Source organism: Paenibacillus sp. FSL F4-0243 (assembly GCF_037963295.1).
GTDB lineage: Bacteria > Bacillota > Bacilli > Paenibacillales > Paenibacillaceae > Paenibacillus_AQ.
In genome coordinates this window covers 2,101,711-2,126,740 of sequence record NZ_CP150151.1, presented here as the reverse complement: position 1 = coordinate 2,126,740, position 25,030 = coordinate 2,101,711, and the positions used below count along the sequence as shown (strand labels likewise).

The following is a 25,030-nucleotide window of genomic DNA, read 5'->3' as shown; positions in this document are numbered from 1 at the left end:
CTTCCAGACACTGTTTACCTATCCACCCCAAGCATCTCCAGCCCAAGCCGTACACGAATATCTTCGGCATTCTCTGTTAAATATAAGGCGTAAGCCTTTATAATCGGCGTGTCTAACTCACATTGAAGTTGAAATAGCTTCTGTTGATCGAGATAAGGTTGTGCTATAGATCGTGGTAGAAATCCAAAGCCTGCCCCTAGTAGCAGCATGTCCAGCATAATCATCGAGTGATCGGTCTGAAGTGTCGGCACATAGCCCGCTCCAACGATACTAGTAAACCATTCCGGAAACGGACCTCCCCACTCTAAATGACAATACTCCCGCTGAAAAAAATCCTCCCTGCTTACAGGTGTTTCTCTTAATTGTGTGGAGACCAGAATAATCTCATCTTCAAACAGGAGATGTCTGGTCACCTTAGGATGTTCCGGCGGGTCATATTTAATCGCAACCTGGACTATTCCATCCAGCAAAAGATCACGTATCATATAGCTAGAATCAATATAACTTAGGAATTTGATAGCTACCTTGGGATGATCACGTCTAAATGAAAGAATATGCTGCAGGTAATAATAATGCCATACGGATCCGGGTCCACTCAAAATGATATAGTTCTCCAGTTCTTCGGATAGAGTCACCTTACTCTCTTCAAACAAACGAAGCATCCGCTCAGCATATGGAACAAAAGATATCCCTGCCTGCGTTAAGCTAACATTCCGGTTATCACGTGTAAAGAGCACCTTGCCCACCGAGTTTTCTAAAGCTTTTATTCTTGCGGTAACGGCGGACTGGGAGATATGTAGATGTTCCGAGGCCTTGGTGAAATTTCGAATTCTGCATACCGCCAAAAAAGCTTCTATTTGAGATAAGTCCATGGATAACACCCTCTATGATTCAAAATATTAATGATTATGATCTATAAAATTCGTTATACAAATTATATGTATTCAGTTATGATTTCGCTATATTTTTAAATTTATAAGTGCTGGAGGAATTTATATGGTTAGCAATGTCAGAATCGAACAATTATTTACGATTAAGGAATCTATTAATGAGCTTTCAAAGCTTCTAATACAGGTGGTGGAGGATGGAGCCTCTATTGGTTTTTTACCACCCTTAGATCCGTCAGACTCTACATCATATTGGCACAATGTTTTGGCGCCCGATGTGATCCTTTTTGTCGCAACAATGAATGATATTATCGTGGGAAGTGTACAACTACATTTATGTACAAAAGCAAACGGAACGCATCGAGCCGAAATCGCAAAGCTAATGACACACCCTAATTATCGTCGTAATGGTATTGCTCGTTCTCTTATGGAAAAGGCTGAAGAAAGAGCTAAGCAGGAAGACCGGTCTTTAATAGTGCTTGATACAAGAGAAGGTGACCCTTCCAACCTCCTCTATACTTCAATGGGCTACATACAAGCTGGACGTATTCCGAGCTATGCGATATCAGCAAATGGTGAATTACATGCGACGATTTTTTATTATAAGGTTATTGGCTAGACATTTTGAACTTAAAAACATTCTAAAAGGAAGAGTGGCGAAGGGGAATCTTGAAACTGTAGGAGCGATAGCGCCCGCCTTTGCCTCCGGATTTCAACCGTGAAACACGGTATATAATCAAGAAATCCGGGGACAACAGCGGCCGGAAGTCCAAGCATTCACCGCAGTCACACAATTACCTTAATAGAAAAATCTTAAGTTGAACTAATATAGACATTTATAAAACACCAAGTTATAGTATTAACAGCACTTTTAATAACCATTTTCAAAAGTCTAGAGGTGATTAAAATAAACCAAATCGCAAACAATTCTATTCGTGTTAAAAAGATAAATCAGGAGCTTATCAAGCAAGCCTTGAAATCGATGAAAGAAGGAACCAAATCAACGATTGCAACCGCCACCGGGTTAAGTATTGCCACTTGCGGAAATATTCTGAATGAGCTTATGGAGACAGGTGAAGTCATTGAGACGGAGCTGGAGGCTTCGAATGGAGGCCGGCCGGCCCGAAGATTCATCTATAATGCCGATTTCTCCTACATCGCATGCATCTATGCCAAAATTGAAGATGGCCAACAATCCTTAACCTATGCAGTAACAAATTCCGTTGGCGAACGTGTAGATGATGGATATATCAAGGCTGAGAGTATTGACGCTACAACCATTGATCATTTAGTAGGCACACTAATTCAAGCCTATAACAACATCAAAGCCGTTGGCATTGGAATCCCGGGACTGGTTCACCGAGGCGTCATCAATATTTGTGATATCAACACTTTAATTCACGCTCCCTTAGAGTCACTCCTCAGAGAGAAATACGAGGTTGAAGTCACAGTTGAAAATGACATGAATCTAACCGTTTACGGATTCTATAAACAGCAGGATTACGAAGAGAATAAGACCATCGTCGTGTTGACCTTTATCAAAGGTGCCTTTCCAGGTGCAGGGATGATGATCGACGGGCATATCCACAAAGGCAATACTAGATTCGCGGGCGAAGTCTCATTTTTACCGTTTGGAATCTCGCGTGACGAGCAATTCATTCGTTTGGGGCAGACAGAAACGTTTATCCCATTGGCAGCTCATACCATCGCTTCATTGACGGCAGTTATTAACCCTGAGACGATTGCGCTCACAGGTGAACAAGTTAGACAAGAGGATGTGCCACATATCTATCAAAGTTGTCTGGCGTTCATTCCAGAAGAGCATATGCCTCATCTAATTGTGCTGGATCACCCTGATGATTATTACATGAACGGATTAATTGCGATCACGCTGGAAAGCTTGACCTATTCGTTGCAGCTGGTTGAGAAGCGGCGGTAAGTATTTTTTATGACCCTAACATTTGCATCATGGATTGGATCTAAAACCAACAAGAACTTCAGGAGGAACTACGAATGGCAACAAACAAAGAGAATATGATTGCAGGAAAGCTTTACATGGCTGGTGGAGAAGAATTAGCTAGAGATAGTAAAAGATCCAGAATGCTCACTCGTTTATTTAACAATACGACGGAAGAACAAGGCGAATATAGAGTAGAATTACTTAAGCAATTATTCGAGTCTACGGGTGAATCGTTGCATATTGAGCCACCTTTCCGCTGCGATTATGGCAGCAATATTACTGTCGGAAATAACTTTTACGCCAATTTCGACTGCATTATCCTGGACGTAGCAAAAGTAACGATAGGTGAGAATGTCCTCTTTGGACCTAGAGTAAGCGTATATACCGCTGGCCACCCTATAGATGCGGACGTTCGTATTAGTCTGCTCGAATTCGGTACACCGATTACCATTGGAAACAATGTCTGGGTTGGCGGAAATGCCGTTATCAATCCCGGGGTAAATATCGGCAACAATGTAATCATCGGCGCAGGCTCTGTCGTGACTAAAGATATACCTGACAATGTAATCGCAGTGGGGAATCCTTGCAGAGTGCTAAGAGAAATTACAGAGGACGATAAACAACACTGGGAGAAGCTTAAAGAAGAGTACTACAGAGACATCGAGCAATAAAGATACCCGATTCTGGAGGTTCTCACGTTGAAAAAGCGTTTTGGCGGATTTAATAAGGTTTATGCCATGCAATTGGCTACGATCTTTTTGGGGTTTATTGTGTTTGGGATATCGGAAAATATTAAAGGGCCAGCCATTCCAAGAATTCAGTTTGACTTCAGTCTGGACGAAAAGCAGCTGGGTACCCTTCTATCCCTAAACGCACTAGGTTATTTGATCGCCTGTTCCTTCACAGCTGTATTGGTTCGTAAGTGGGGGATCAAGGCTGTCAGTATTATCGCTTTCGCATCCATGATATTCTCTGGCGTTCTAATTTACATCTCCCATAGCTATCCCCTCTTCTCGGCTTCATACTTCCTGATGTATATCGGAAACGGAATGCTTGAGATTGGACTTGCCATTCTGGGAGCACGTATCTTCGTTAAAAATACCGGGACGATGATGAACTTATCCCATTTCTTTTACGGGTTTAGTTCCACGTTAGCTCCACTAATGGCAACAGGGCTGATGACAGTAAGTATATTCGGTCATACTCTGGATTGGCGCGGAATGTATCTAATAATGCTTAGCTTATCTTTACTGCCTATACTATTTGCCTTACGGAGTACTTTTCCAGGTGACGATCTTCCACATGAGGACCGTATTCCCTTAAAAACGCTTGTCCGTGACCCTGCTTTATGGCTAATGGTTCTTATCCTTTCCTTCGGAGTAGTGTCGGAGCTTGCTGTAGGCGGATGGCTCGTAAATTTCCTTGAAAAAGCATACCTGTGGGATACGGTTACTGCATCTGGGATGCTGTCTACCTTCTTTCTCTGCTTCTCGTTAGCAAGACTCCTGCTCGGACCCGTTACTGATAAGATTGGATTTAACCTATCGCTTATCATCTTTTCAGCCTTCTCTGCCCTGTGTACGTTTGCCGCAATTTTGGGTGGAGAAAAGCTCGCATTTCTATTTGCCGCTGCAGGAATCGGGATTGCGATGATTTATCCTACGGTTATGGCTTTTATCGCCAAAAGATATCCACATGGTAGCGACACCGCCATCACATTTACAGTCACGTTAATGGGAGTAGGTAGCGTGATTGGTAACTATGCTATAGGTGCTGTGATCGAAGGCGTGAAGCGGCTTTACGGTGCAGAGACGCAAATAGGCTTATTACGCGGACTTCAAGCCGGTTATGGTTTTATCGGATTATGTGCAGCGATATGCGCAATATCCGGTTGTATTCTATATCGTTTTTTACATCACCGCCAAGAACTTATCTAACCTCATCTATATTACTTAAAAAACCTGTCGATTTAATCGGCAGGTTTTTTGGATTTGAACTATAGTTTCCCTGTATGTGCTGCACTGTACGATGAGCTAAGATCATCAGTTGATGGACTAAGCGATCCGCAGCCCACTCATCAGCTCCAGTATTTTTCTAACAATTTGCTCCTCTTCGTTGCACACCTTTTCCGTTGCCAATTCACCAAGCTCTGTGTGTTCTCCAACATATACCGAATGAGCGGAATGTCTAAACATTTCTATGTCGTTAGCATCGTTACCAAAAGCAATAAATTGCTGCATTTCTACGCCTAATTGTTGTAATCCTGTCCATTTATTTATACCTTTAGGGCTAATATCAATAATGTCCTCTTGACCATGTCTATAAATCACAACAGGTAGTCTATGTAATTGATCTAATAACTGTTCCCCGTTTAGGCTTCTCAAAATAACTACTTTCACAAGCTCATCCAGCTCAGATGGACTTACATTTTTGGCGCGTTGTTCTGGATCTACATTTCTTCGAATGGGATGATCATCAGAACCCGAGTATGCATAATCCCAGTGACTGTCAATCAAATAAGTGGCTTCAAATTCTTGAATCAAATTCAGTATGTTCTCCGCAGTCTGCGCGTCAAAATGTATGGTCGAAATCACCTCTCCACCCTTTGCAATAAACGCGCCATTCCCACCTACCATCGGATAATGGTGCATATGTGCAGGCAACACAGGCAATAAATCACGAATAGGCCGGGCTGACGCAAAAATAACCTCATGACCTTTTTCAATTAGAGTATCCAAGGCTTGTACGATTCGTATACTCAAAGGTTTACCGCTAAAACATATGGTTCCATCTAAATCAAAAATAAATTTCATCGTCTATATCCTCCCCTTTTTCTCTATAATAACGAGTTCGTATATAATAGAAAGGACCGATGTCCAAAAAGGAGTACGCAATGAAAACTATTCAGGATCCAAATCTTATAGCACATTACATTACCCAATTTAATCTAAATCAAGTATTCACGACATCAAAACATGCTTTAATTCAGTTACGTGTCTATGAGCAGAATGAAATCATTTTGCATGAGGGCGATGAGCTGGACGGAATTTATTTTCAAGTGGAGGGGCGTACTAAGGTCTCTTCTAGTGTGGGAACGGGAAAATCCTTGGTATTACGGTTCTGCTCACCCTTGTCATTATTCGGGGACATTGAATACGTGCAGGAGGTTGTGGTCCAATCACAAGTGGAAGCCGTACTGCAAACCAACCTCTTATTTATCCCGAAACAAAAGGTTGAGTCTGACCTAATGGATAACCATAGCTTTAAAGACTTATTACTGAAACATCTCTCCTACAAGCTTCTAACCTGCACATCGGCATCCCGAACGAACTTGCTGGGCTCTGTAGAGGAACGGTTTGCAAGTTATTTATTAACCATTCAACTCCAACGTGAGTTTGGAAAAGAAATTCAGACGCCATATATCCCAGATATAGCCTCTTTGATCGGGACTACCCCCCGCCATTTAAACCGTGTCATTCAGCGGCTCACCGACATGGAGATCTTATATAAAGTTAAGCAAGAAATTGTAGTACTCGACTGGGATCGTTTGGATGAAATGTCTAACGGAATAAGATTTGAATAACCTAAAAGCCCATCATTTAATTCGGATAAAATGATCGATGTCATCATAACGGATATCGATCTTTTCTCCGTTTCTTTTGACAAGATTTATATACAGAGGAGCTGTATCAACACTTCCGCCACCAACTAATACATGGTAGTCATCATTGATTTCATATTTGCGGATGTACAAACCTGAACCGACGTCTTCAAAGGGATAACCTTCAAAATCCTTCCACGACAACGCCTCGCCTTGCTGAGCTAGATCCCGTACTTCATCCATGGACAATATCGCAGCTTTTTTATCATTACAGGCTGAAAGTATAATCGTCAAAGCAAACAATAACAGCATTATCAAGTTACGCTTACTTCTCATTCATAAACCTCCCAACTCATATTTTGTTATTTATAGGAAAATATAAGGTAATAATATCATAGCTTAGACTAGATGTTAAAAAGGAGTAAAGCCCTTTTGGGGGTGCTTTACTCCTTTTGAAATCTTTAATTGGGAGGGATATTGGATTGGCACCGCAAGCTACAACACCGGAAAATGAATATAAAAAAACAGGTCAGTCATGGTGGTATCTGACCATAATCGACCTGTTCTATGTAAGGCTCTAGCGTTAATTAGGTTACGCTTTTCAAGAATTTTCGTACGTACAAAGGAAATCAAGAGATTCTTGTTGCGGCATTACATGGGTTATACGTATTAAGGTTGAATAATGGATTCATTCGGCACTGAATAGGGCTAATCATCAATCACGTGCTAACATGAACTAAAATAGTATTACTCTTTTAGCATTTCAAAAAATTCTGATATATTTGTGGCGACATTTTGTGTTACTGGTGAAAATTCCTCTGACTCTTCGTGAAACCAAATAACTACAGTAGGTTCTTCTATTTCTCTAAAATCCAAACAAATAAAATCCCCTGAAAAAAGTGCTGCAATAGGAACTACATTCATCCCCACTAAATCTTCATTATCAGTTAATCTATCACCTATTTGTGTAATAATAACTTCAACATCATACCATCCATTAATAGGGTCAGACTCACTATCATTCAATATACAAAGAAACTTTTCAATTATATATTCATGTTGATTAAAACTAAACATATTTGTGATTGGTACAGCTCCATTATTATCCTTAATAAAACTCCTATAAGCCTCAGGAAATGAAACTCTCAAGCTTCGCTCAACTACATCTAATAATTCATCGGTTGGCAATGGAAGGACAATCGTATTAACATCCAATCTCACTTCTCTCACTTCCTATTCTTATCTTTTAGCATGCGCCCAACCACCTGGAGCTCTCCCACCCTGATGATTTATGGAATTATGTATACCAAAAGGTACTAATTCCATTCTACCGTCAATTTCAGAATGATGCCATGTTGTGCCAGGTGCGCGTTTTCCACCTGGAAGTTGTGAATCAAGCCATTGGAACTGTTGTGGATCAGACTTCTTCCAATAGTCTTTCGGCAACTGTAAAATAACAGGATTCTCATCAATCTTTATAATTAAATCAGCTTTCTCAAAATCAGGATGTTTTACACCAGGCTTCATAGGTACATCTGGTATTTTCTCTAGTTCCTTCGCTCGTTCTCTAATCAACTTAATTTGCTTTTGTGTTAGTGTATCTCCCCCTGGTACATTTCTCCACTTCCAAGGGACATTTGAATTAACTTTCTCTGCATACACTGTAGCATAATCATCTAATACTTCACCAAACTTTTTATTGCCTGACAAGAAATCATCAATGTTTTTTGGATAAGACGGTTTACTGCCACTTACACCATTACCCGTCCCCTCAACCGCCTTCAATTCTACATCCTTTATTGAATGATCACTGTCACTTTTTCCTTCCATCTTCTCTCTTAATATCCGGTCCATTTCATTCTTAAAATTGATTTGCATCGGAGCCTTTGGAAGTGCCGGGGTATCTATATCTAGATTATCTATCTTGAATTGAAAACCTTCATTTGTGCTAAATGCCGGCAACGGTTTTTGTACCTCAAAACCTTTTACAGAATCTAAACCTTTTGGAGGCTTTAGACCTCCGCCTCCTGTAGGAGGCAAAGATTCGATTTGTAGCATGCACTTCCTTGACTTCTTCTGTCACCACGGTTGATACCGCAAATAAAGATAGGCGTCATCTAATACCAAATTCCAATGGTATAGATACCCTTTGTGACGATTTGCAGGTTTAATATCAAACCATTTTCGAAATGAAAGTGTCAGTTGATTGTAAATGTTGACTGTCACTCCATGATATTCAACGGAAATTTTATCGACAGAAAGTTGTACATTGTTCATGAGTCCCCTCCGGCATAACTTTTAACGGATTTGCCCCTTGTATTATAGAGATGAGGGAGTCGGTGGCTAGCCCTTAACCCATGACCTTCCCGTTAATAGATTTCCGGCCTTAACATAACAGCAGTCGTCTTACTCCATTCATAAGCTGCGACCAAGTCCTTTCACCATATCTATCGTTGTGGTAATGTACATTGTTGCAATTCATTTTGAAAAAATGCAAGAAAGCGAAGATAACAAAAAACAGGTCAATCATGGTGGGATCTGACCATACTCGACCTGTTTTTTGTAACTCTCTAGCGTTAATTAGGTTATTCTTTTCAATCATTACTGTAGTCACTAAGAAACGAATAAATCTTTATACGGGTATTATGTTATTAGTTGAATACAGAATTCATTCGACACTGGGTATCCCCCACCAAATCCACAAATCTTCTCATCACGATTCCAGATGGAAGTAAGGACTTTAATAAAAAGATGTTTAGACATGACATATTTATAATTTCCGCCCATATTTTGATTCTGTCACAATGAGATTGGTTCTACAGCTATTTATCTTGACTATTAACATAGTTCTCAACAAACAGTCTATTCTTCTCTTTTTCAGGAAGCAAACCTAAATATCGATACTCAAATATCATTTGTCTTTGAGTTGGAGTTACTTTTGAAGCTATTATATCTTCATAATCGTAATGAATCTTTAACTTACCAGGATACTTCAATGTTAAGGTTAAATTTGTCCATGCCTCTTGGTCGTTATCAATAAATATTTGTCTTAATTCCTCGAATTTTACTTGTAACTCCAATAATAAATCATCATATATTTTCTCACTTACTCCATATTTCTCAGGAATATCATGGGAGTATAGAAAGTTATCATTCTCGAAAGTATTGAAATAAAAGTATACATTACTAGAGTCATTCAGTATTTCAGCATGCAAATAGATCTCATGCCATTTGTCTACAGGTATCATATCTAGTACATGCTCTGCAATCTGAGGATATAATTCATCTAACTGTTTCTCCATAACTTTCTCAACCTCCATTTTGATTGTTTATTTTGACTTTTTGGGTTCTACCGCCATCAATTGAATACTCCACTATAAAACTATCAGGTCTAGCGGAATCACCCGTGTATTGGGGTTTTATTTTCACCTTAGCACTTTCTCCTCTTTCTAATGCTGCTGCCCATTCTTGTTCCATCTGATGCCATTGTCCACCGGCTTCATTAATTTGGGAATTCATTGGAACTAAGTTATCAATGTCCCCAGAACCATTAAATTGACTACCTATTAAATGACCACCATCATCTCTCTCTGGATAATCACCTCGGATTCTGTCTGTTTCTCCTACATTACTTTGAGCGTATTTATTTCTTGTTCCTTTACCTAGTTGTAAGTCAGCCTCGACACTATCAATACGACCAAATTCATTTGTCTCATAAGTATATCCTTCTGGTGTTGTGTACTTTGCATTCGGTTTTAGTATTTTTTTGTTACCGACTTTATCAATTTGTGTTCCATAAGGAATTTCAACATTACCCGTCCCTTCAACCGCCTTCACTTCCACGTCCTTTATTGAATGATTACTCTCACTCTTCCCTTCCATCTTCTCTCTAAAAATCCGATCCATTTCATTCTTAAAATTGATTTGCATCGGAGTCTGTGGAAGTGCCGGGGTATCTACATCTAGATTATTTATCTTGAATTGAAAACCTTCATTTGTGCTGAATGCCGGCAACGGTTTTTTTACCTCAAAATCTTTTACAGAATCTAACCCTTTTGGAGACTTTAGACCTCCGCTTCCTGTAGGAAGCAAAGATTTTTCTACCGGACCATACAACAACGTTACCATTCCCAGACTGTTGAGCCAATGATCCGCTGACCATGCTTCGTCTGGATTAAATGCTCCTTTCGCCATCTCCACTGTTCCCAGTGTTAACCAATTCGCAAACTTCTCCTTTGAATCAAACATATGCTCTGATCGATCTTTGGCTGCTTCATATATCCCGACCGGGATATCTCCTGTTATCCCTAATGTTAACCAGTTGAAGAAGTCATAGGGGGAGTCTGTGGCCTTATCCGCACGAGTTCTTAATGTACCTACAAAACCCGTTCCAATCTCTTTAAAACTGTCTATCGATTTATAAAAGGCATTTTTAGAATCCTCGGGTTTTGCTTGAACCTCCGGTTTATTCTTTCTAAACAGATTATAGGAATCCAGTTGGGCGACTGATGAAGTCAATTTTATAACATCTCCCCAAGCCTTTCCACCTTGGTTTGTCATCACGTGCACACCCAGACTTACTCCAGTAGCAATCATCTGTTCCATGGTGGTTTGAATGCCTTTCAGTTGGCCTTTTGCCCAGGCTCCCTTCTCCCCTTTTTCCATTGCCGTCCGTAGTAGCAACTGATACGCTTCATTCTGCACTAGTGGTACGCTTCTACTAGTGATAGACGGATCATAATCACATGCCTTAACCACTGGTTTCTTAAAATAAGTGCTTAGATCCTTACCCGCCTGGTACTGGACCTCGTCTATACCCAAGGATTCCAGCTTCTTGCGTGCCTCTTCCGCCAGCTTATGCATTGCGTCCATTTGAGTCTGATTTCCAAACGCTTGATATACCTTATAGGCGGTTTGCGCCTTCGCGATCTGATCCCGCGTTAGGTAGATATCCTTCAGCTTACTTTGCGCGGCTATGGAGTCGATCGTTCCCAGTCCTGAATTTTTAACAGTTGCCTGGAGCTTCTGCACCATAGGATCCCTACTCAACTCATCCCAACCCATCAGAGTAGCAACCGAGGTGATCAGATTCGTGACTGCTTTCTGAGCCGTCGTCGGGATAGAAGAATTCCCTATTGCACTTCCGCCCCCAAACCTTTCGAACATACCGCCAAGAACACCGAGCTGTTGAAAAAGTTGATTTGCCTGCCTCTTGTTCTCATCCTGTGCGCCTTGAACACCTTTTATTGCGCCTCGAATGATGTCTTCCAGTTTTTCCGCTTCTACCGTCAGTTCGTTGATGATTATCTGCGCCTGCACCTGGTTTGATCCTAATGGGATGCCACTCCAGCCACTAGCTTGACCTTTGAACTGGAGGTACAGCCGGTTGGTGTCCTGACTTACCTGTCTTATTTTCATCTGCAGGCGCTCGACTTCATCTACGTTAAATGTAAGCTTCGTTGATGCCATATGATTCCCCCTGCTTGCTTCTAATAAAATTAGCTATGCAGCACTCTGCATAGCTAATTACAATTCTTATGTAGTGGGGCTCATGAAGTTTGATTTACTTAAAACTATATTAGAATTTTTGCGAATTCTTAACCGCAGCGGAAAGATCTTTATACTTTATAGATACATTATTCATATGATCTCCAAGATCCTTAAGCGACTCTGCAAATTTATCAAATGTCGGTTTCAATTTTTCCACCTTATCTGTAAAATCTTTTGCTGCATCATCCTCCCAAACACTGTTAAGATTTTTCATTGTAGTCATAACTTTTTTAATCAATGCGTCTACTTCCGTACCGTAATTTTTAATAATTTTTGCCTGTCCAGCCAATCCATCATAACTCAGTGTAACTTTACTTGTTGCCATCATTAATCTCTCCTTTAAGTAATTGTTTTTATATAAAAATGAACTTAAAAAATGCTTTTTCAAACCTATAAGATCTTTTAAGTTCATTATTATAACTCCAGTTTCCTTATTAGTTATTATTTCAAGTCCTATCTACCCTGTCCCTGATAATCGTTTCGCACAGAATAATCTGACTCGAACAGAATGATATCCCCAGAGGAAAAAGAGAACGTTTGCCCCATTTCATCTGTGCTCCCAGTCATCTGACCTTCAATCGCCCACATGTTAGCAATCGGTGCCTTGTAGCCTAAAATACGAGTGTCTGCATCTCCATTTTTAGTCGTATAGATTTGGAAATTCACCAGAATATAACCACCAATGATGAACTCCTTCTCATGCCCATCTAATGCGCCTCCATATTGATTCGCCAGAGTGACGATGTTTGTTCCCTTTGGCAGGATATATGGTGCAATCGGCAAGTTATACTCCCCGTACCAATGCTGTACGCTGCGGACGGCTGTGATCGGATTAACTACATTCGGGATGTCGGTCGGGCCGACTAAAGTTCGCGATTCAAAGGGCAGGACTTCCATGTCATAACCGTAAGCGATTTTGGTTTTTCGCTTTAGATACTGTTTGTAGAACTTAAACCAAGGCGTCTTATCTCGCTCCGCTTGAGTCATTATATAGTTGTATTCATAGCTAGCTGCTATCGATAATTCACCACTTGAAATATTCCGCAAGCCATCCGCCAAGCGGTAGGTCCGGGTGTAGCTCAGCTTGTCCTTTGGGGAGCCGACGCCGATCATCTTATTCTTCGAGCCGGAAATATCATAGTACAGATCGACGGGTGTCGCTGTGCCTCCAGTTTTAGGAATAAAATAGAAGCTTGGCTCGATCCGGATACCTTCGCCCGGCTGCCACAAGTTCCCGATGGTCCGGAAGTCAAACAGGAAGGAATAGCCGTTATGTGGTACCGTCCTTTGCTCCGTGGGGTGAGAACCCTTGCGGATCGGCAGCTGCCACTGTAGCTGTCCAGTTAAAGCGGTCGGTATGCCATTCTCATCATTTCCGCCGGTATAATACATCGCGTTGCTATGCTCAAATGTCCCGACACCCGTTCGAAACACCTTCTCAAACCGGAAATCCCCAATGTCCCAAATCCGAAAATCGAACAGACGACCGACCACACCCACATTGAAGCTCTCCGATGCGCAGTAATTCGTCAAATTACCGTTCAAGTTCACCTCACAAAGATCCGATCCATCTGATGGGGCGTTAATAGCCCAAGACTGCGTATGAATGGTATAGTCGCCTTCATTCACCCAGGTTGGCATAGTAAAGGTCATGGACGGTGTTCCAACAGGGATGTAGATCCAGGTGTTCTCTGGGTAATATTGGCTACCTTGAAACACACCAAACGGAAATTGAATCCGCTTGTTTTTCGTGTATTTGGCATAATCCCGGTTGCCGTAACCAGGGATATTGAGATGCTGGCCGCTCTCTGTAAAATGTATGGCGAACGGCCGATCCAAGATCAGCACCGCCCTAGTCATATCCGGTGTCATACGTTGATCGAATGGGCGGTTATCGTCTGGAAGAAGCGAGTAGTTGACGACCGGTGTGTGCACGGTGACGGAGTTTATCGGAGAGATCAAAAATTCCTGATCTCCGTTTCCCTCTACGTTCTCCGACAGCATCGTATAATAAATGGTACCTGTGCTGGTTGTATTCTGTCGATTGAGTAAACCGCTATTGATCATCAACTGGCCCTCGTACAGCACCTCGTCTCCTATGATTTGCGGATCAGGAATCCTCCCCGGAGCTAGTCCAGTCTTGATTGAGACGGTATCATCCATAATCGTTTCACCGTTAAATACAAGACGGTCATTCTGCACCTCAGGATCTTGGGTTTGTATTTCAGCAAGAGCTATGAGCTTGTCTGTATCATCAACATCGCCTGGACCCGGCTCGCGATCTCCACCATCTACCACCTCTGGCGTAAATTTTATCCCTCCCGTATCTTGGGGAACAACATGGTCTTCCACTTCTATACTATTGATAAGCTCGACCGCCGGTGAGTCATAATTATTAGGATATAGAGTGACTTCTCCTCCAGGCAGCGCATAGTTCTCCATACGTGCCTGATCTATTTGATAAACGGCCAACTGATCTACCTGCCAGTACGCGTACTCTTTTGGAGTCAAGTCAAAGGTATAGGTTTTATCAAATTTCCCTGTTCTAGGAAGTGGCGATTGGGGAATCGATGTTCCATTCGGTCCCGGAAGATTCGGCCGATCTTCCTCCCACTTCGTCGGATAGGTAACCTTTACACTGCAAGAATAACGAATCACTCCTGCCATATTGGCGAAGGTATGTTCAAATAAATAGTCCTTTGCCCAGGCATTGGCATATAGATTCTCTGATGTAGGGATTCCCAATGACACATCAAAATGACGTCCATTTGCCGCGTCGTCACCAAGAATTACTCCGTTCGCATTGGGTTCCATAAATGACGTTTGCGGAGCAGCGATCTTGTTAGGCGGTTCAATAGTATAGGTACACTCGCCTGAACCTTCCCCCGGATCAGGTGGATCTTTCACTTTGTAATAGAAGGACAAATAATATACTGGGTAGCTTCCATCATATGTGAATCCATACGGATCACCCGCTTCAATGGTACCTCCGCTAGGGGCAGCGACTGTACTTTTTTTGAACCCCTGATACTCATAAGTAGTATTTCCAGAGGTATGAGTAAACGAGTAAGCACTGTTTTTTATTAATACTTCCTCTCTGTCTGTAAAGCCACTTATTCCGTTCAACGATTGTCCCGTAGTTGTGTAATGTTTAATTATGGCCTTACCACCTTCCGGCTCCAACTCAATCGTCAACATACTTGGAAAATAATATCGGTAACTGATAACTCCCGGATCAACGGGTCCCCCCTCTGAAGTTACATCTTCTCCTACATCATTATTAGAAGAAGTATTAAGATCCCCAACTAAACTGACATCAAATGAAACTGAGCTAGTACCTAAACCAGTAATAGGATATTGAGTAGGAATGAAATTTTGGCTGGTATATTTGCTAATATATCCCCAAGTCTTCTGATAGTACCTGGAATGATTCCATATCTCTTCACCATTACTCCAGTTGGAGGGACTAACAAATCTTGCAACTTTAACACTTTTTATCTTTCGGCCAGGAAAATCAAAGGAATAATCAAATTTCGGTATACTCTTGTTAAGCTGACCGGGATAACCATCTGAAGTCCAGGTTACTCCATCTGATCTTCTCCAAATATCATAAGAAAACAGAGCTACAAAATAATATATATTAGGATTATTTGTATCCACTGTAGTAGGAAGTGTCCCCGCTGCTGCATGTTGATTGGATACAAATAAAGAGCCTTCAAATAAAAGAAGAAATGAAAATAAAACAATCAATAGCCTTCTCACATTCAATTTCCACCCCTTACTTAAATGGGTTTAACATTATTGAAGCTGACTCCTTATCAAACATTTCGATTCCAATATATTCAATTTGATTCAGCTTTATCATAAATTCATCATCAACAAAAGGCACTCTGTACGTTAATATCTTGGTTCCGTCCGAGTTGTTTTTCATATAGTACCTCATTGAGCCTCTATATTTAGCTTCAAACTGCGAACTCAGATAATAGATGCCCATCATTTCCTGAGAGGTCCTCGCCCTCATATATTCCTGTTTCCCGTTTGTGACAGGCCAAATATCATAGTATATTAATCTTCCCGCCCGAATGGGGAGTTGATCGATCGTCAGTATACTTATAGTAGAGTACAACTGTTCATATTCATTTTTCATTAAAAACGGTTCTCCTCCCTGAAATAGTTTCTTATATGGGGCAATAGGGACAGGCTTAATCCCCGCCTCTTCCATAGTCGGAATTACTTTCTCACCTATCCATGCCCAATTCCCTATTTGATCCCACTCCAAAGCCACACCGAGGCCAAGGGAAATAAAACGGAGCGGCACATAGACACTCCCGTTTTTCTCAACTGCCTTGGCGTCTATAGTTTTTGCTGCCCCATTAACATAAACCTTGTCCGCTCCAACTTGGATATCCACAGAACGGTCAGCCAGTGTAAATCCTGCCGTACGGGTCGTGGCATTCCATGTAACTTTTGCACCCAGTTTTTCTGCCACATTTCGAATAGGAACCATAACCCGCCCATTATCCATATAGGGTTTTGCATCGCTAAACTTCACTTTTCTACCGTTCACCAGAACTGCCAGATCCGGCCCGCCTATTAACTCTGCCGCTGAAGCAGCACTCGATGCAATCAAACTCATCATGCCAAACAAGAATAAAAAGATAATTTTTTTCTTCAAAGCAAGCCCTCTTTTCTCAAAATTCACTTATATATTCTCTCTATCACCTAACCGCACAATCCTCAATAAAATACCCTTTTCGAGCGGCCTCCTCTGGATCGAATAGACTTTCTATAACAGTAACCCCCGAGGGTACACAGCTTTCACCGTAAGCAATATGTCGCCCAGCTGAATTTCGGGTGCCTACCAGAACCTTTCGTCGCATCACCGCCCCGCTGCCTAAGGAATACGCATCCAACAGCTCTCCACCAGGAAGCGGATAACCTTGAATAAAAGCCATGATCCCTACATCCTGTATGGATTGATCCTTCAGTCCTCTGGGTAGTGTGAACTGCACCGATAGGCCCATTCGTTTCACCAGCTCCAAATGTCTGTTAATGGCTGTTGCCAAGTCCTTTTCAACCAGTGATGTTATCGTGCTCTGCCGTACTTCTCGAAATAAATCTAAAGAGGTAAGAGGGGCGAGATTCGTCTCCGCCGTCAGCGCTGTGTAATCTCCCTCATAAAATTCATTAGAGCCTGTATCATATACCCGCGCATTGTCATCCAAAGTGAAATAGAGCAAATTTCCGTTCCGAAGTTTATAGTAATAGGGACGCTCAGGCCAACTCACAGGCTTAAGTTCATCCTTCCCATCAACACTGGCTGTGTCGTCCAGAGTAACCAACGTATAGCCGCTATATCCAAACATCACCAATGCGGGTATATGCATTTTTAAATTGTTCATTTCAGTCTGGTTGTTCTCCAGCCCAAATTTCAAAGCTAAATTACTGTAAAAAACACTTAGCACATCCTGATCCAGTTGCAGCTGGCGTTCCCGCCCATAGTGCACTGCTGTGGTAGTAGGCTGCTGTTCCAGTCGTGACAGATAATCACCAGCATCATCCACTGCGGCTTGAAAATCATCCGAATAGCGTTTATACATGTCCTGATTGAAGACCTGAAGATCTTCTCGAGTGTCGCCCATAAGAACAAGAGGAATGACCAGAATTAGAAAAACAAGCACAACACTAAGGGGCTTCACTACGTACCATCCCCCCATACTTCAAATTGACTGGAATCATTTCACTATGAAACAAGAGCGATCTCATCCGTGAGGCAAGTGTCGTCCCTTCAGATTCTAGCCGGACATTGAACAGATCGCCTACATGCATGGTAAACCTTCTACCTGGATCATCTGCAGCCAGTAAAGGTCCTGAATGCGGATATAAGATTTCCAAAATATCCTTGCTGAAATATCCGTCATATCGGACACTAAAGCTGTTCTGGAATGTAGAATAGTCATCAGGATTCGTATATAAGGGCTGTAAATTCTTTTTGTAATACTCCATTTGCACTTTGAAAACACCATATGAAGCATCCAACGAATGAAGAAACAGCTCATAATCGGAAGTATCCACGTATCCTTTAGCACGAACGGTATCCACGAATTCCACCACAGCCGCATTGGCGGCGAGCTTAGTATTCCTTTCTACAACTTCGGATTGACGGAATGCCGGATAGACTCCGAAAACAAATGCCAGCAAAATAATAATAATTACACCTTTCAGCGCGTCTGCCATACGGCTCCTCCTTTCTAGCGGGTGGCGGAGATTTCCGTAATCATCTCATCGGTTCGCGTGACTCTTAACTGATAAGCAGCATCAGGCACTCCACGTAAATCCACTGCTGTAAGGTCCGTTTCCTCATTAATTGCAATGCCATCGATATATAAAATATATTCCCCCTCCAATGCTGGAGGGATCATACCGATGACCTGCTCACCGCTAATTTTGTTCAAATCACCTGTCCCTTTGTAAGGTGCCGCTGCAACTGTCGGCAGCTCATAGTGCCTGTTTGGAACAGCACTCTCCATCTCCAGCCGCAAAAACGTAAATCCGCCTACAGCGAATAAAATCCAAGCAAAGAGGGTTAGTAGAAATTGGGTGCTATTTTTCATTTATGATCCGGGTTCTGATTAAATTCAATAATTCGAACCTCATCATTTTTGTCCTTATGTAAGGTAGCTCTAAAAATAGAAAGCGTATTGACATTACAGTTTTTACTGTTATCTTGGTCTGAGCTCTGGTCAAGCATTGCTGATACACTAAAGTTATCGGCACCACTGTTCTTATCTCCAAGATCAAGCTCTGATGCCGGGTCTTCACCACTGGCCGCTTTCGCTGGCGCATAATAAGTTTTATATGTGTTTTTCGCATAAAAACCTGTTTTATTTACGCCAGTCTTTATCAGAATGGAAAATTGCGGACGCCCCTTATATCTCATTGCCGCATTAATCACATCCTGGCCAGATACATCCTTATTATCATAAGAATTGAACTCCGCTTGATTGATCATCTGAGTCTGGGCCAATGTCTGCTCCTGGGCACGAATAAAATAATTATTAATGACAAGATATATACTGACACCTGCGGCAATAATCAGAATTGTGACAATAATGCCAATAACCCATTTAAGTCCCGTAGAAATATTCTCCATCTATACCCACCCTTTTCGATATCGTTTTTATTTCTGTTTAAAAACAATTAAACGAACTTCCTCATTGCTGTCCTTATAAACAACCGCTTTAAAGACAGAGAGTGTATTCACCAAATAATTATCTCTGTTATATGAATCTGTATTTGTTTGATCAAGCATTGTCGAAACACTGACACCCTTTGTATATTTGTTATTCTTAGATAAATCAACTACCGGATTAGACGTATCTTTAGGTTCTTCGTAACTAGATTTATAAGTATTCTCCGCATAGAACCCAGTCGTATTTTCCCCTGTTTTAATCAAAATCGCGAACTGCGGACGTCCCTTATACCGCATTGCCGCATTAATCACATCCTGGCCGGATACATCCTTGTTATCATAGCTGTTGAACTCCGCTTGATTAATCATTTGGGTTTGGGCCAGAGTCTGTTCCTGTGCGCGGATGAAGTAGTTGTTGATAACCAGATATATACTTACGCCTGCGGCAATAATCAGAATGGTTACAATAATGCCGATAACCCATTTAAGTCCGGTCGAGATATTCTCCATGATGTTTCCTCCTCACCTTATTTGAAGCTAGTTTTTATTTTATTGCTCTTGACGTATCTACTCCGCTACGAAATAAATAGCTGCAATCCGTTCATTTTTGTCTTTTATCAGCTTCGCCCTATATCTAGCTTGTGGACTGATATAATATCTTCCAGAAGCATTCGAAATTTCTTCTTCATCTATGCCTCTTTCGGTCCCCTCCTTGAACTTCGCTCCGGAATAATCAAATGCACGACAATAACCTTCTCCGTTTGGATTCATGCTAAATCTTCTTTCTGCCTCATTCTGACCATTGGCATATGGTTTTTCAATGTATAAGCAGAAGCCCTGCTGCGATTCGTACCTCCGATAAGCCGTAAGAATCTGAGAGCCACTGACGATCTGATTGTCAAATGCGGAATATTGCTGCTCCGAAAGCTCCCTGGCCTGTGCCGCCGCCTGGCTATTCGCCAATTCGACAACGGGTTGTGTCTTCCCCCACAAGAACAGACCGGATGATATAATGGCCAGCGTGATCAGAATCGATATCGTTGTTTTCAAAAAGCTTGCTATATTCTCCATGCCTGTATCTCCTTCACATTTTGCCAGTTACAACAGTCAGGTCACCCAGCTGTTGGAAGGCCATATAGACGAAGGGAAGCAGTAAATATAAGGTGAACGTTGCCTGCATCGGCAAGAACCCGAACATTTTACCCAGTGTACTTTTCCTGCTGATGACCTTCTCATAGTGCTCCTTGCGCTGATCCATCGCGAATGCCCTCTCCGCATCCATATCATCAAACGCCTTCTTCACCGGGATCAGATCGGCTGCTACCTGCAAACGGTCTGCGAGCCGTTCGAGGGGAACGAAACGTGCGTCCTCCTTCAGATTCTCAATAGCACTCCAGCCTCCTGCCTCATAATCCAGCATACAGCGTAGCAGCTGCCGCTCAAAAATATAGCTGTAACGATGCAGCCACTCTATCATTTCGTACACGCTGATATTCGGAAATTGAGACAGCATCATGGAAAGTGTATTGAAGCCATCCACCTCATTCTGCATTTCCCACTTTCGCAGCTGGGTACGAATGATTAAATAAGCATCCGGAAGATAAAACCCTGCCAACGCCAGCCCAAAAGCCAGCAAAAGCTCATACCATTTGTAATACTCCTCATGATATTGCTCTACCCTGTTCATTAACTGTGCAGCATAGGCATTATGGTTCAGATTGTTCTGAAGGAAAGACTTATTCTCCGCTTTCTCCTGAATGTAGGGCAACATCTGATCCGGTGTAATATCCTTCGCTACCAGTTCTCCAATTAAAGTCTGCTCAAAAGCGTACCGTTCCTCGCTAAGCATCTTCTGAGATTCTGTCTGATTGCCGCCTGTGGTGATCTGCTTATTGGGATACAGGATGTTATGCTTGATATTGGCATGGATCGAGAATTGAAGCGATACGATCAGCATAAAGATAACGAGTGCCGCTAATGTTTTCTGCAGAAAGAAGGCATGTTGCGACAACCCAGAGTTAGCATCCTTCAATTTACCGGCTACCTTGAAATGAAGAGGCTCATGTTCTGCCGGCGTGATCCGATCCACCAGTTTGAAAATCCATTTGTTCTTTAGGATCCGATTTAACCACTTACCCTCATCTTTGATAGATTGAGTGTCTTCATCCACACCTTTGAGAATCCGCAGGGCAATAAACGATATTATGAACGTGATATAAAGTAAGATTAAAGAATATAACCCCCAGGCCGAATTGTAGTAATTAGATACAATAGGAAACATTCCCTCCGCCCAATTGCGGATCGGATCCAGCATGAATACCGGTGAAATGGCTACAAAAACGATACCGTATAACAAACGATCGATTCGCTCACGGCGATTAATATCCATATGAATCTCTTCTCTGATATTGCCAAGCATCGATAGATAAATCGAACGCTCCCCTTTATGGATATCCGCATCGCCATATTCACCTATTTTGTAACTCACCCCAGCCAGTTGCTTCATATAACGGTTAGGTGCAATCTCATAATATTTCTGCAGTTCATCTTCCGGGTCCACCGCTGCCAGAATTCCAGCAATCTGCCGAGCATGCACGGCTACCATTGGTTTCGAACGTTCCGCAGAATTCTCCAAGCTGACTTGTACCATATGTGTCTGATGATATTCATGGCGAATATCCAGAATCATGGACGATTGGTCATATAACATCTGCTTCACTAAACGCCCAATGAAGAGATCACTAAGGACACCTCCAAGATAAACTGAGACTAGCATAATAGTCGCACGGCTTACCCAGGATGAAGTCCAGAGGAATGAACTCAACGAAATGATCAGAATACAAGCAACAATCATTAGCGTCAGCGCAGCCGCGCGACTTCTGATCATGATTTCATTGCCTGCATGAACCAAGGTCAGACGCGAGCGCATCCGGTGAAGAAGTTTCTTCACTAATGGCAGTTCATCAAGTACCGGATAAGTTTTATGGGCCTGCTCCAACCATCTTTTTTCCTTTGTTCTCGTTGGCAGGAGAGCCTTTAGTCGCCTTTGCTCTTGATATTGTGTTCCCTTCAATTTACGCTGCACTATGTTAAGCAGCACAAGCAGGACAACCAGTAGCACTCCCGAGGTTCCCAAAATAATCAATAATAGGTTTTGCAGATTCATGCGGATTGCCCCCAATACTTCTCAAGAAATGCAGTGAATTCTAGTGCATCCTCTTCATCCATATTTTTGCGCATTTCATCGATTTTACGGCTGCTGATCGGATGCTTGGTCACGTATTCTCCGGCTTCCCACACAATGACATCCTTATAGTCATAGGAACGCCGATCTGTCATCCGGCCAAAATATTCGGTCATGGTATCCATAAAAGCATCCAGCTTGTCCGTAATATTCTCAGGATCCTTGTAGTTCTGAGGATATTCGAACTGTGGATCTGCCGGGATAATCTCTGTAATCCGTTCGATATATCTTTTCCCAGCACGCAGGACCAGATGGACGTTGAAGCCAAGCGCCTCAACAACCTGAACCTCAGCAATTTTCTCATTACTGAAGGCTCCCGATGCGATAAGACTATTGCGCAAAGCGCTGACCAAATTGGGCAGTGTTTTGCCGTGGTGTGTAAATAATGTATATTCAGAAGCTACCTGGGCTGCCTGAATCACATAACTGACCACACTATGAGTAGCCGCCTCACCAACAATATTCACAGCGCCATCCGTTTTTTTCTGCACATCCAGCCCATCCTGCCCACTAACGGAGGGGGTTTCTCTAAAGGATAAAATATTTTTACCCGGATACATTTTTCTTGCCCAGATCTCGAAGGAAGTCTCCTGAATCCGGATATTCTTCGCATCAATATATTTGATCAGTGCCTTAAGCAGGGTTGTTTTGCCCGAGCCTTGTCTGCCAGTGATGGCTGTGACCTGATGGCCCAGAATGAGAAAAACAAGCATATCAATCGCAAGCTGTGCCCCTTGATCTTGGATTTGCTGATCCAATTCCACGAGTGAATCGTTAAATTTGCGGACAAAAAAAGCCCAGCTTTCAGCCATTTTGGGCCGCACAACCACGACCCGGCTGCCATCAGCCATATCGTTGATGATATAACCCTTGGATTCATTTAATTGCCCGGGGTTACCAAACCCATAGATATTTTGGCAAACCCGCTTAAGCTCCTTCTCAGAACCAAAACTTAAGAATTCCAGGTGAAGCGACTTTCCGCGGTAGAAAGTCCACACTGCATCATAGGATTGTGGTATGAAATGCTGCTGCTTCGTATATTCCAGAAAATCTGTAGTCTGCACGACATCAGGAGGCATGCCACTTGTTCCTCCATTGACTCCGTCGATGTTCTGATCTCGAAGCTCATCAATAACGCCGAGCCCCTTATAAATTTGATAAGCTCTCTGAACAATAATTTCAATCTTGTCCTGGATGGACAATCTCGGCTGCTCGGACTGATAGATATGGCGAATCTGCTCTTCGGTGATCTTATACCCCTTAGATCCATCAGGCAGCTTTTGCAGTGTATCCAGGCTATATTTGCTTACTATTACATTAAATGCATTCTGACCATGATCTTTTTTGAAAACATAAAGCAAGATATCGAAGCAATCCTGTGAAGTCAATCGATTCGTATGGCCGAAGCTGATAATCTTATCTACATTTCCTTCATCCAGACCGTAGGTCTGAACCAATAGATCCTTCATATAAAGCTTCACGTATTTCTTAGCGGATAGATCGCCGTGCATGCAACTTCGGAGCGCTTTCTGCAATTCTCTTCGCCGCGCCTTCCGACGGTTGTATTCTTCCTCACTTGGACTTCCTTCATAAAGAGACGCAGCTATAATCTCCTCAAAAGCCCTTCTCAGAAACAGCACGATTTCATTCATATCATATTTCAGTTGGACGGAAGGTGGAGCAGCATCCTTACGTCTGCCCAGCCATAAGTAGAGGAACACTCCAATAGCTATCAGGACTACAAAGATCAGAATCAGATTAATCATTCGCAACATCCAATTCCGATACTGGAGAAATCTCCAGCATCCGGAGAATAAGCTGTCCCATATGTCGTACCGCCTCAGTGAAGTTTCCGTCCTCACTAAACTCCAGAAAACGGGATTTAGCCTCTCTTGCCTTCAATAGAAACTGAACAAAACGCCGTTCATTTTGAGCATCCATATAACCAATATGATGTGGGATAACACCTACTGCTTTTTTCTTCAATTCATACAGCTTAATAATTCTCTCTTTATTGAACCTGGAGCTGCGCTCATAAGCCCCAATACAATAGAGGACTGGCTTATGGCTCGGAACAGGAGCTTTGTTCTTGTTCAAAAAATAGGTATCCAGACTTACCTGATTCTGATTTAGGTTAACCACAATCAAATCTGCCTGCTCCATAACCAGAGACACAACATCCGGATCATCTTCAGAGGAAAGGTCCACAAATAACAAATCATAAAACCTGCGATAATCCTTGTAGATATGCGGAAGCAAGAGCTTTGTCTCATGTTTCTCAGTACTCATAGATCCCCTAAGCAGTTCCAACCGATCCTTAAGAATGGACTCCGCATGATCTCTAATTCCTTCAGGTGTCAGCATTCCACACTGCACTAATCTCTCAATCGCATCCATTCCGCCGGTGGTCTGTGCAGACTGAAGCGTTGTTCTTGTCTGTGAGAACAAATGCTCAAGCACCCCTTGCTCCAAATGCGTATGTGTCATTAACACGCGGATATGATGATCTAGCGCTATGGTAGCCGCAACAGCTGCCATATTCGAAGTTGTTCTCCCCTGCCCTTGAGCAGGTCCCCAGAAAGCTACAAGCACAATT

Annotated in this window: 25 protein-coding genes; 5 read left to right on the top strand and 20 right to left on the bottom strand. The window is 42.3% G+C overall.

Annotation, left to right across the window (positions count from 1 at the left end; translation table 11 throughout):
* Window positions 1-14: 14 nt before the first annotated feature.
* Window positions 15-872, bottom strand: a complete 858-nt coding sequence (locus NSS87_RS09380) for a LysR family transcriptional regulator (protein ID WP_339246529.1) — start codon at window positions 870-872, stop codon at window positions 15-17.
* Window positions 873-996: 124 nt separating this feature from the next.
* Between NSS87_RS09380 and NSS87_RS09375 the strand changes: the two genes are divergently transcribed.
* From NSS87_RS09375 to NSS87_RS09360, 4 genes are all read left to right on the top strand, one after another.
* Window positions 997-1,506, top strand: a complete 510-nt coding sequence (locus tag NSS87_RS09375) for a GNAT family N-acetyltransferase (protein WP_339246526.1) — start codon at window positions 997-999, stop codon at window positions 1,504-1,506.
* 363 nt (window positions 1,507-1,869) lie between these two features.
* Entirely contained in the window at window positions 1,870-2,826 is a 957-nt protein-coding gene (locus NSS87_RS09370; protein ID WP_339248488.1) for an ROK family protein, read from the top strand.
* Window positions 2,827-2,900: 74 nt separating this feature from the next.
* A complete protein-coding gene (locus NSS87_RS09365) occupies window positions 2,901-3,518 on the top strand; it encodes a sugar O-acetyltransferase (protein WP_042186427.1) in 618 nt (205 codons plus the stop codon).
* 66 nt (window positions 3,519-3,584) lie between these two features.
* Window positions 3,585-4,784, top strand: coding sequence for an MFS transporter (locus NSS87_RS09360; protein ID WP_339248486.1), 1,200 nt, complete (start codon window positions 3,585-3,587; stop codon window positions 4,782-4,784).
* A 117-nt stretch (window positions 4,785-4,901) separates the two neighbouring features.
* Here NSS87_RS09360 and NSS87_RS09355 read toward each other — a convergent pair whose 3' ends face one another.
* Entirely contained in the window at window positions 4,902-5,660 is a 759-nt protein-coding gene (locus tag NSS87_RS09355) for an HAD-IIB family hydrolase (protein ID WP_339246523.1), read from the bottom strand.
* Window positions 5,661-5,740: 80 nt separating this feature from the next.
* On the opposite strand from NSS87_RS09355, the gene NSS87_RS09350 reads away from it, so the two are divergent.
* Window positions 5,741-6,430 carry a Crp/Fnr family transcriptional regulator gene (locus tag NSS87_RS09350; protein ID WP_339246521.1) on the top strand — a complete coding sequence of 230 codons (690 nt, stop codon included), beginning with the start codon at window positions 5,741-5,743 and terminating at the stop codon, window positions 6,428-6,430.
* Between the two features lie 12 nt (window positions 6,431-6,442).
* On the opposite strand, the gene NSS87_RS09345 is transcribed toward NSS87_RS09350, so the two are convergent.
* The 18 genes from NSS87_RS09345 to NSS87_RS09260 form a co-directional block, all read right to left on the bottom strand.
* A complete protein-coding gene (locus NSS87_RS09345; protein WP_339246518.1) occupies window positions 6,443-6,784 on the bottom strand; it encodes a hypothetical protein in 342 nt (113 codons plus the stop codon).
* A gap of 411 nt (window positions 6,785-7,195) precedes the next feature.
* Entirely contained in the window at window positions 7,196-7,669 is a 474-nt protein-coding gene (locus NSS87_RS09340; protein ID WP_339246516.1) for an SMI1/KNR4 family protein, read from the bottom strand.
* An 18-nt stretch (window positions 7,670-7,687) separates the two neighbouring features.
* On the bottom strand, window positions 7,688-8,506 hold the full coding sequence (locus NSS87_RS09335) for an HNH endonuclease (RefSeq protein WP_339246515.1): 819 nt from the start codon (window positions 8,504-8,506) through the stop codon (window positions 7,688-7,690).
* A gap of 21 nt (window positions 8,507-8,527) precedes the next feature.
* Window positions 8,528-8,725 carry a hypothetical protein gene (locus NSS87_RS09330; protein ID WP_339246512.1) on the bottom strand — a complete coding sequence of 66 codons (198 nt, stop codon included), beginning with the start codon at window positions 8,723-8,725 and terminating at the stop codon, window positions 8,528-8,530.
* Window positions 8,726-9,270: 545 nt separating this feature from the next.
* Window positions 9,271-9,750 carry an antitoxin YezG family protein gene (locus NSS87_RS09325; protein WP_339246509.1) on the bottom strand — a complete coding sequence of 160 codons (480 nt, stop codon included), beginning with the start codon at window positions 9,748-9,750 and terminating at the stop codon, window positions 9,271-9,273.
* A 7-nt stretch (window positions 9,751-9,757) separates the two neighbouring features.
* Window positions 9,758-11,917 (bottom strand): DNA/RNA non-specific endonuclease, encoded by a 2,160-nt coding sequence (locus tag NSS87_RS09320; RefSeq protein WP_339246506.1) that lies wholly within the window; start codon window positions 11,915-11,917, stop codon window positions 9,758-9,760.
* A 109-nt stretch (window positions 11,918-12,026) separates the two neighbouring features.
* Window positions 12,027-12,410, bottom strand: coding sequence for a WXG100 family type VII secretion target (locus NSS87_RS09315; RefSeq protein WP_339246503.1), 384 nt, complete (start codon window positions 12,408-12,410; stop codon window positions 12,027-12,029).
* A gap of 41 nt (window positions 12,411-12,451) precedes the next feature.
* Window positions 12,452-15,760, bottom strand: a complete 3,309-nt coding sequence (locus tag NSS87_RS09310) for a DUF5704 domain-containing protein (RefSeq protein WP_339246501.1) — start codon at window positions 15,758-15,760, stop codon at window positions 12,452-12,454.
* Window positions 15,761-15,776: 16 nt separating this feature from the next.
* Window positions 15,777-16,700, bottom strand: coding sequence for a copper amine oxidase N-terminal domain-containing protein (locus tag NSS87_RS09305; RefSeq protein WP_339246499.1), 924 nt, complete (start codon window positions 16,698-16,700; stop codon window positions 15,777-15,779).
* A gap of 16 nt (window positions 16,701-16,716) precedes the next feature.
* Window positions 16,717-17,697, bottom strand: coding sequence for a hypothetical protein (locus tag NSS87_RS09300; protein ID WP_339246496.1), 981 nt, complete (start codon window positions 17,695-17,697; stop codon window positions 16,717-16,719).
* The gene (locus NSS87_RS09295; protein WP_339246493.1) at window positions 17,684-18,235 is read right to left on the bottom strand and encodes a hypothetical protein; all 552 of its coding nucleotides are present in this window, start codon (window positions 18,233-18,235) and stop codon (window positions 17,684-17,686) included. The genes NSS87_RS09300 and NSS87_RS09295 overlap by 14 nt, the downstream gene beginning before the upstream one ends.
* Before the next feature lie 14 nt (window positions 18,236-18,249).
* Window positions 18,250-18,612 (bottom strand): hypothetical protein, encoded by a 363-nt coding sequence (locus tag NSS87_RS09290; protein ID WP_339246491.1) that lies wholly within the window; start codon window positions 18,610-18,612, stop codon window positions 18,250-18,252.
* Complete coding sequence (locus tag NSS87_RS09285; protein ID WP_094870408.1) at window positions 18,609-19,151, bottom strand: hypothetical protein; 543 nt, start codon at window positions 19,149-19,151, stop codon at window positions 18,609-18,611. Before NSS87_RS09285 ends, NSS87_RS09290 begins: the two co-directional genes overlap by 4 nt.
* Before the next feature lie 27 nt (window positions 19,152-19,178).
* On the bottom strand, window positions 19,179-19,700 hold the full coding sequence (locus NSS87_RS09280) for a hypothetical protein (RefSeq protein WP_094870407.1): 522 nt from the start codon (window positions 19,698-19,700) through the stop codon (window positions 19,179-19,181).
* 57 nt (window positions 19,701-19,757) lie between these two features.
* Window positions 19,758-20,261 carry a hypothetical protein gene (locus NSS87_RS09275; protein ID WP_339246487.1) on the bottom strand — a complete coding sequence of 168 codons (504 nt, stop codon included), beginning with the start codon at window positions 20,259-20,261 and terminating at the stop codon, window positions 19,758-19,760.
* A 13-nt stretch (window positions 20,262-20,274) separates the two neighbouring features.
* A complete protein-coding gene (locus NSS87_RS09270) occupies window positions 20,275-22,356 on the bottom strand; it encodes a hypothetical protein (protein ID WP_339246485.1) in 2,082 nt (693 codons plus the stop codon).
* Complete coding sequence (locus NSS87_RS09265) at window positions 22,353-24,200, bottom strand: ATPase, T2SS/T4P/T4SS family (RefSeq protein ID WP_339246482.1); 1,848 nt, start codon at window positions 24,198-24,200, stop codon at window positions 22,353-22,355. Before NSS87_RS09265 ends, NSS87_RS09270 begins: the two co-directional genes overlap by 4 nt.
* Window positions 24,193-25,026, bottom strand: a complete 834-nt coding sequence (locus tag NSS87_RS09260; protein ID WP_339246480.1) for a hypothetical protein — start codon at window positions 25,024-25,026, stop codon at window positions 24,193-24,195. Before NSS87_RS09260 ends, NSS87_RS09265 begins: the two co-directional genes overlap by 8 nt.
* Window positions 25,027-25,030 lie beyond the last annotated feature (4 nt).

Coding starts and splice junctions, on each gene's coding strand:
- NSS87_RS09345 (WP_339246518.1), bottom strand. CDS start 6,784: ATGAGAAGTAAGCGTAACTTGATAATGCTGTTATTGTTTGCTTTGACG.
- NSS87_RS09275 (WP_339246487.1), bottom strand. CDS start 20,261: ATGGAGAATATAGCAAGCTTTTTGAAAACAACGATATCGATTCTGATC.
- NSS87_RS09325 (WP_339246509.1), bottom strand. CDS start 9,750: ATGGAGAAACAGTTAGATGAATTATATCCTCAGATTGCAGAGCATGTA.
- NSS87_RS09320 (WP_339246506.1), bottom strand. CDS start 11,917: ATGGCATCAACGAAGCTTACATTTAACGTAGATGAAGTCGAGCGCCTG.
- NSS87_RS09380 (WP_339246529.1), bottom strand. CDS start 872: ATGGACTTATCTCAAATAGAAGCTTTTTTGGCGGTATGCAGAATTCGA.
- NSS87_RS09370 (WP_339248488.1), top strand. CDS start 1,870: ATGAAAGAAGGAACCAAATCAACGATTGCAACCGCCACCGGGTTAAGT.
- NSS87_RS09290 (WP_339246491.1), bottom strand. CDS start 18,612: ATGAAAAATAGCACCCAATTTCTACTAACCCTCTTTGCTTGGATTTTA.
- NSS87_RS09330 (WP_339246512.1), bottom strand. CDS start 8,725: ATGAACAATGTACAACTTTCTGTCGATAAAATTTCCGTTGAATATCAT.
- NSS87_RS09365 (WP_042186427.1), top strand. CDS start 2,901: ATGGCAACAAACAAAGAGAATATGATTGCAGGAAAGCTTTACATGGCT.
- NSS87_RS09265 (WP_339246482.1), bottom strand. CDS start 24,200: ATGATTAATCTGATTCTGATCTTTGTAGTCCTGATAGCTATTGGAGTG.
- NSS87_RS09335 (WP_339246515.1), bottom strand. CDS start 8,506: ATGCTACAAATCGAATCTTTGCCTCCTACAGGAGGCGGAGGTCTAAAG.
- NSS87_RS09285 (WP_094870408.1), bottom strand. CDS start 19,151: ATGGAGAATATTTCTACGGGACTTAAATGGGTTATTGGCATTATTGTC.
- NSS87_RS09355 (WP_339246523.1), bottom strand. CDS start 5,660: ATGAAATTTATTTTTGATTTAGATGGAACCATATGTTTTAGCGGTAAA.
- NSS87_RS09295 (WP_339246493.1), bottom strand. CDS start 18,235: ATGGCAGACGCGCTGAAAGGTGTAATTATTATTATTTTGCTGGCATTT.
- NSS87_RS09375 (WP_339246526.1), top strand. CDS start 997: ATGGTTAGCAATGTCAGAATCGAACAATTATTTACGATTAAGGAATCT.
- NSS87_RS09350 (WP_339246521.1), top strand. CDS start 5,741: ATGAAAACTATTCAGGATCCAAATCTTATAGCACATTACATTACCCAA.
- NSS87_RS09270 (WP_339246485.1), bottom strand. CDS start 22,356: ATGAATCTGCAAAACCTATTATTGATTATTTTGGGAACCTCGGGAGTG.
- NSS87_RS09280 (WP_094870407.1), bottom strand. CDS start 19,700: ATGGAGAATATCTCGACCGGACTTAAATGGGTTATCGGCATTATTGTA.
- NSS87_RS09315 (WP_339246503.1), bottom strand. CDS start 12,410: ATGAACTTAAAAGATCTTATAGGTTTGAAAAAGCATTTTTTAAGTTCA.
- NSS87_RS09360 (WP_339248486.1), top strand. CDS start 3,585: ATGCAATTGGCTACGATCTTTTTGGGGTTTATTGTGTTTGGGATATCG.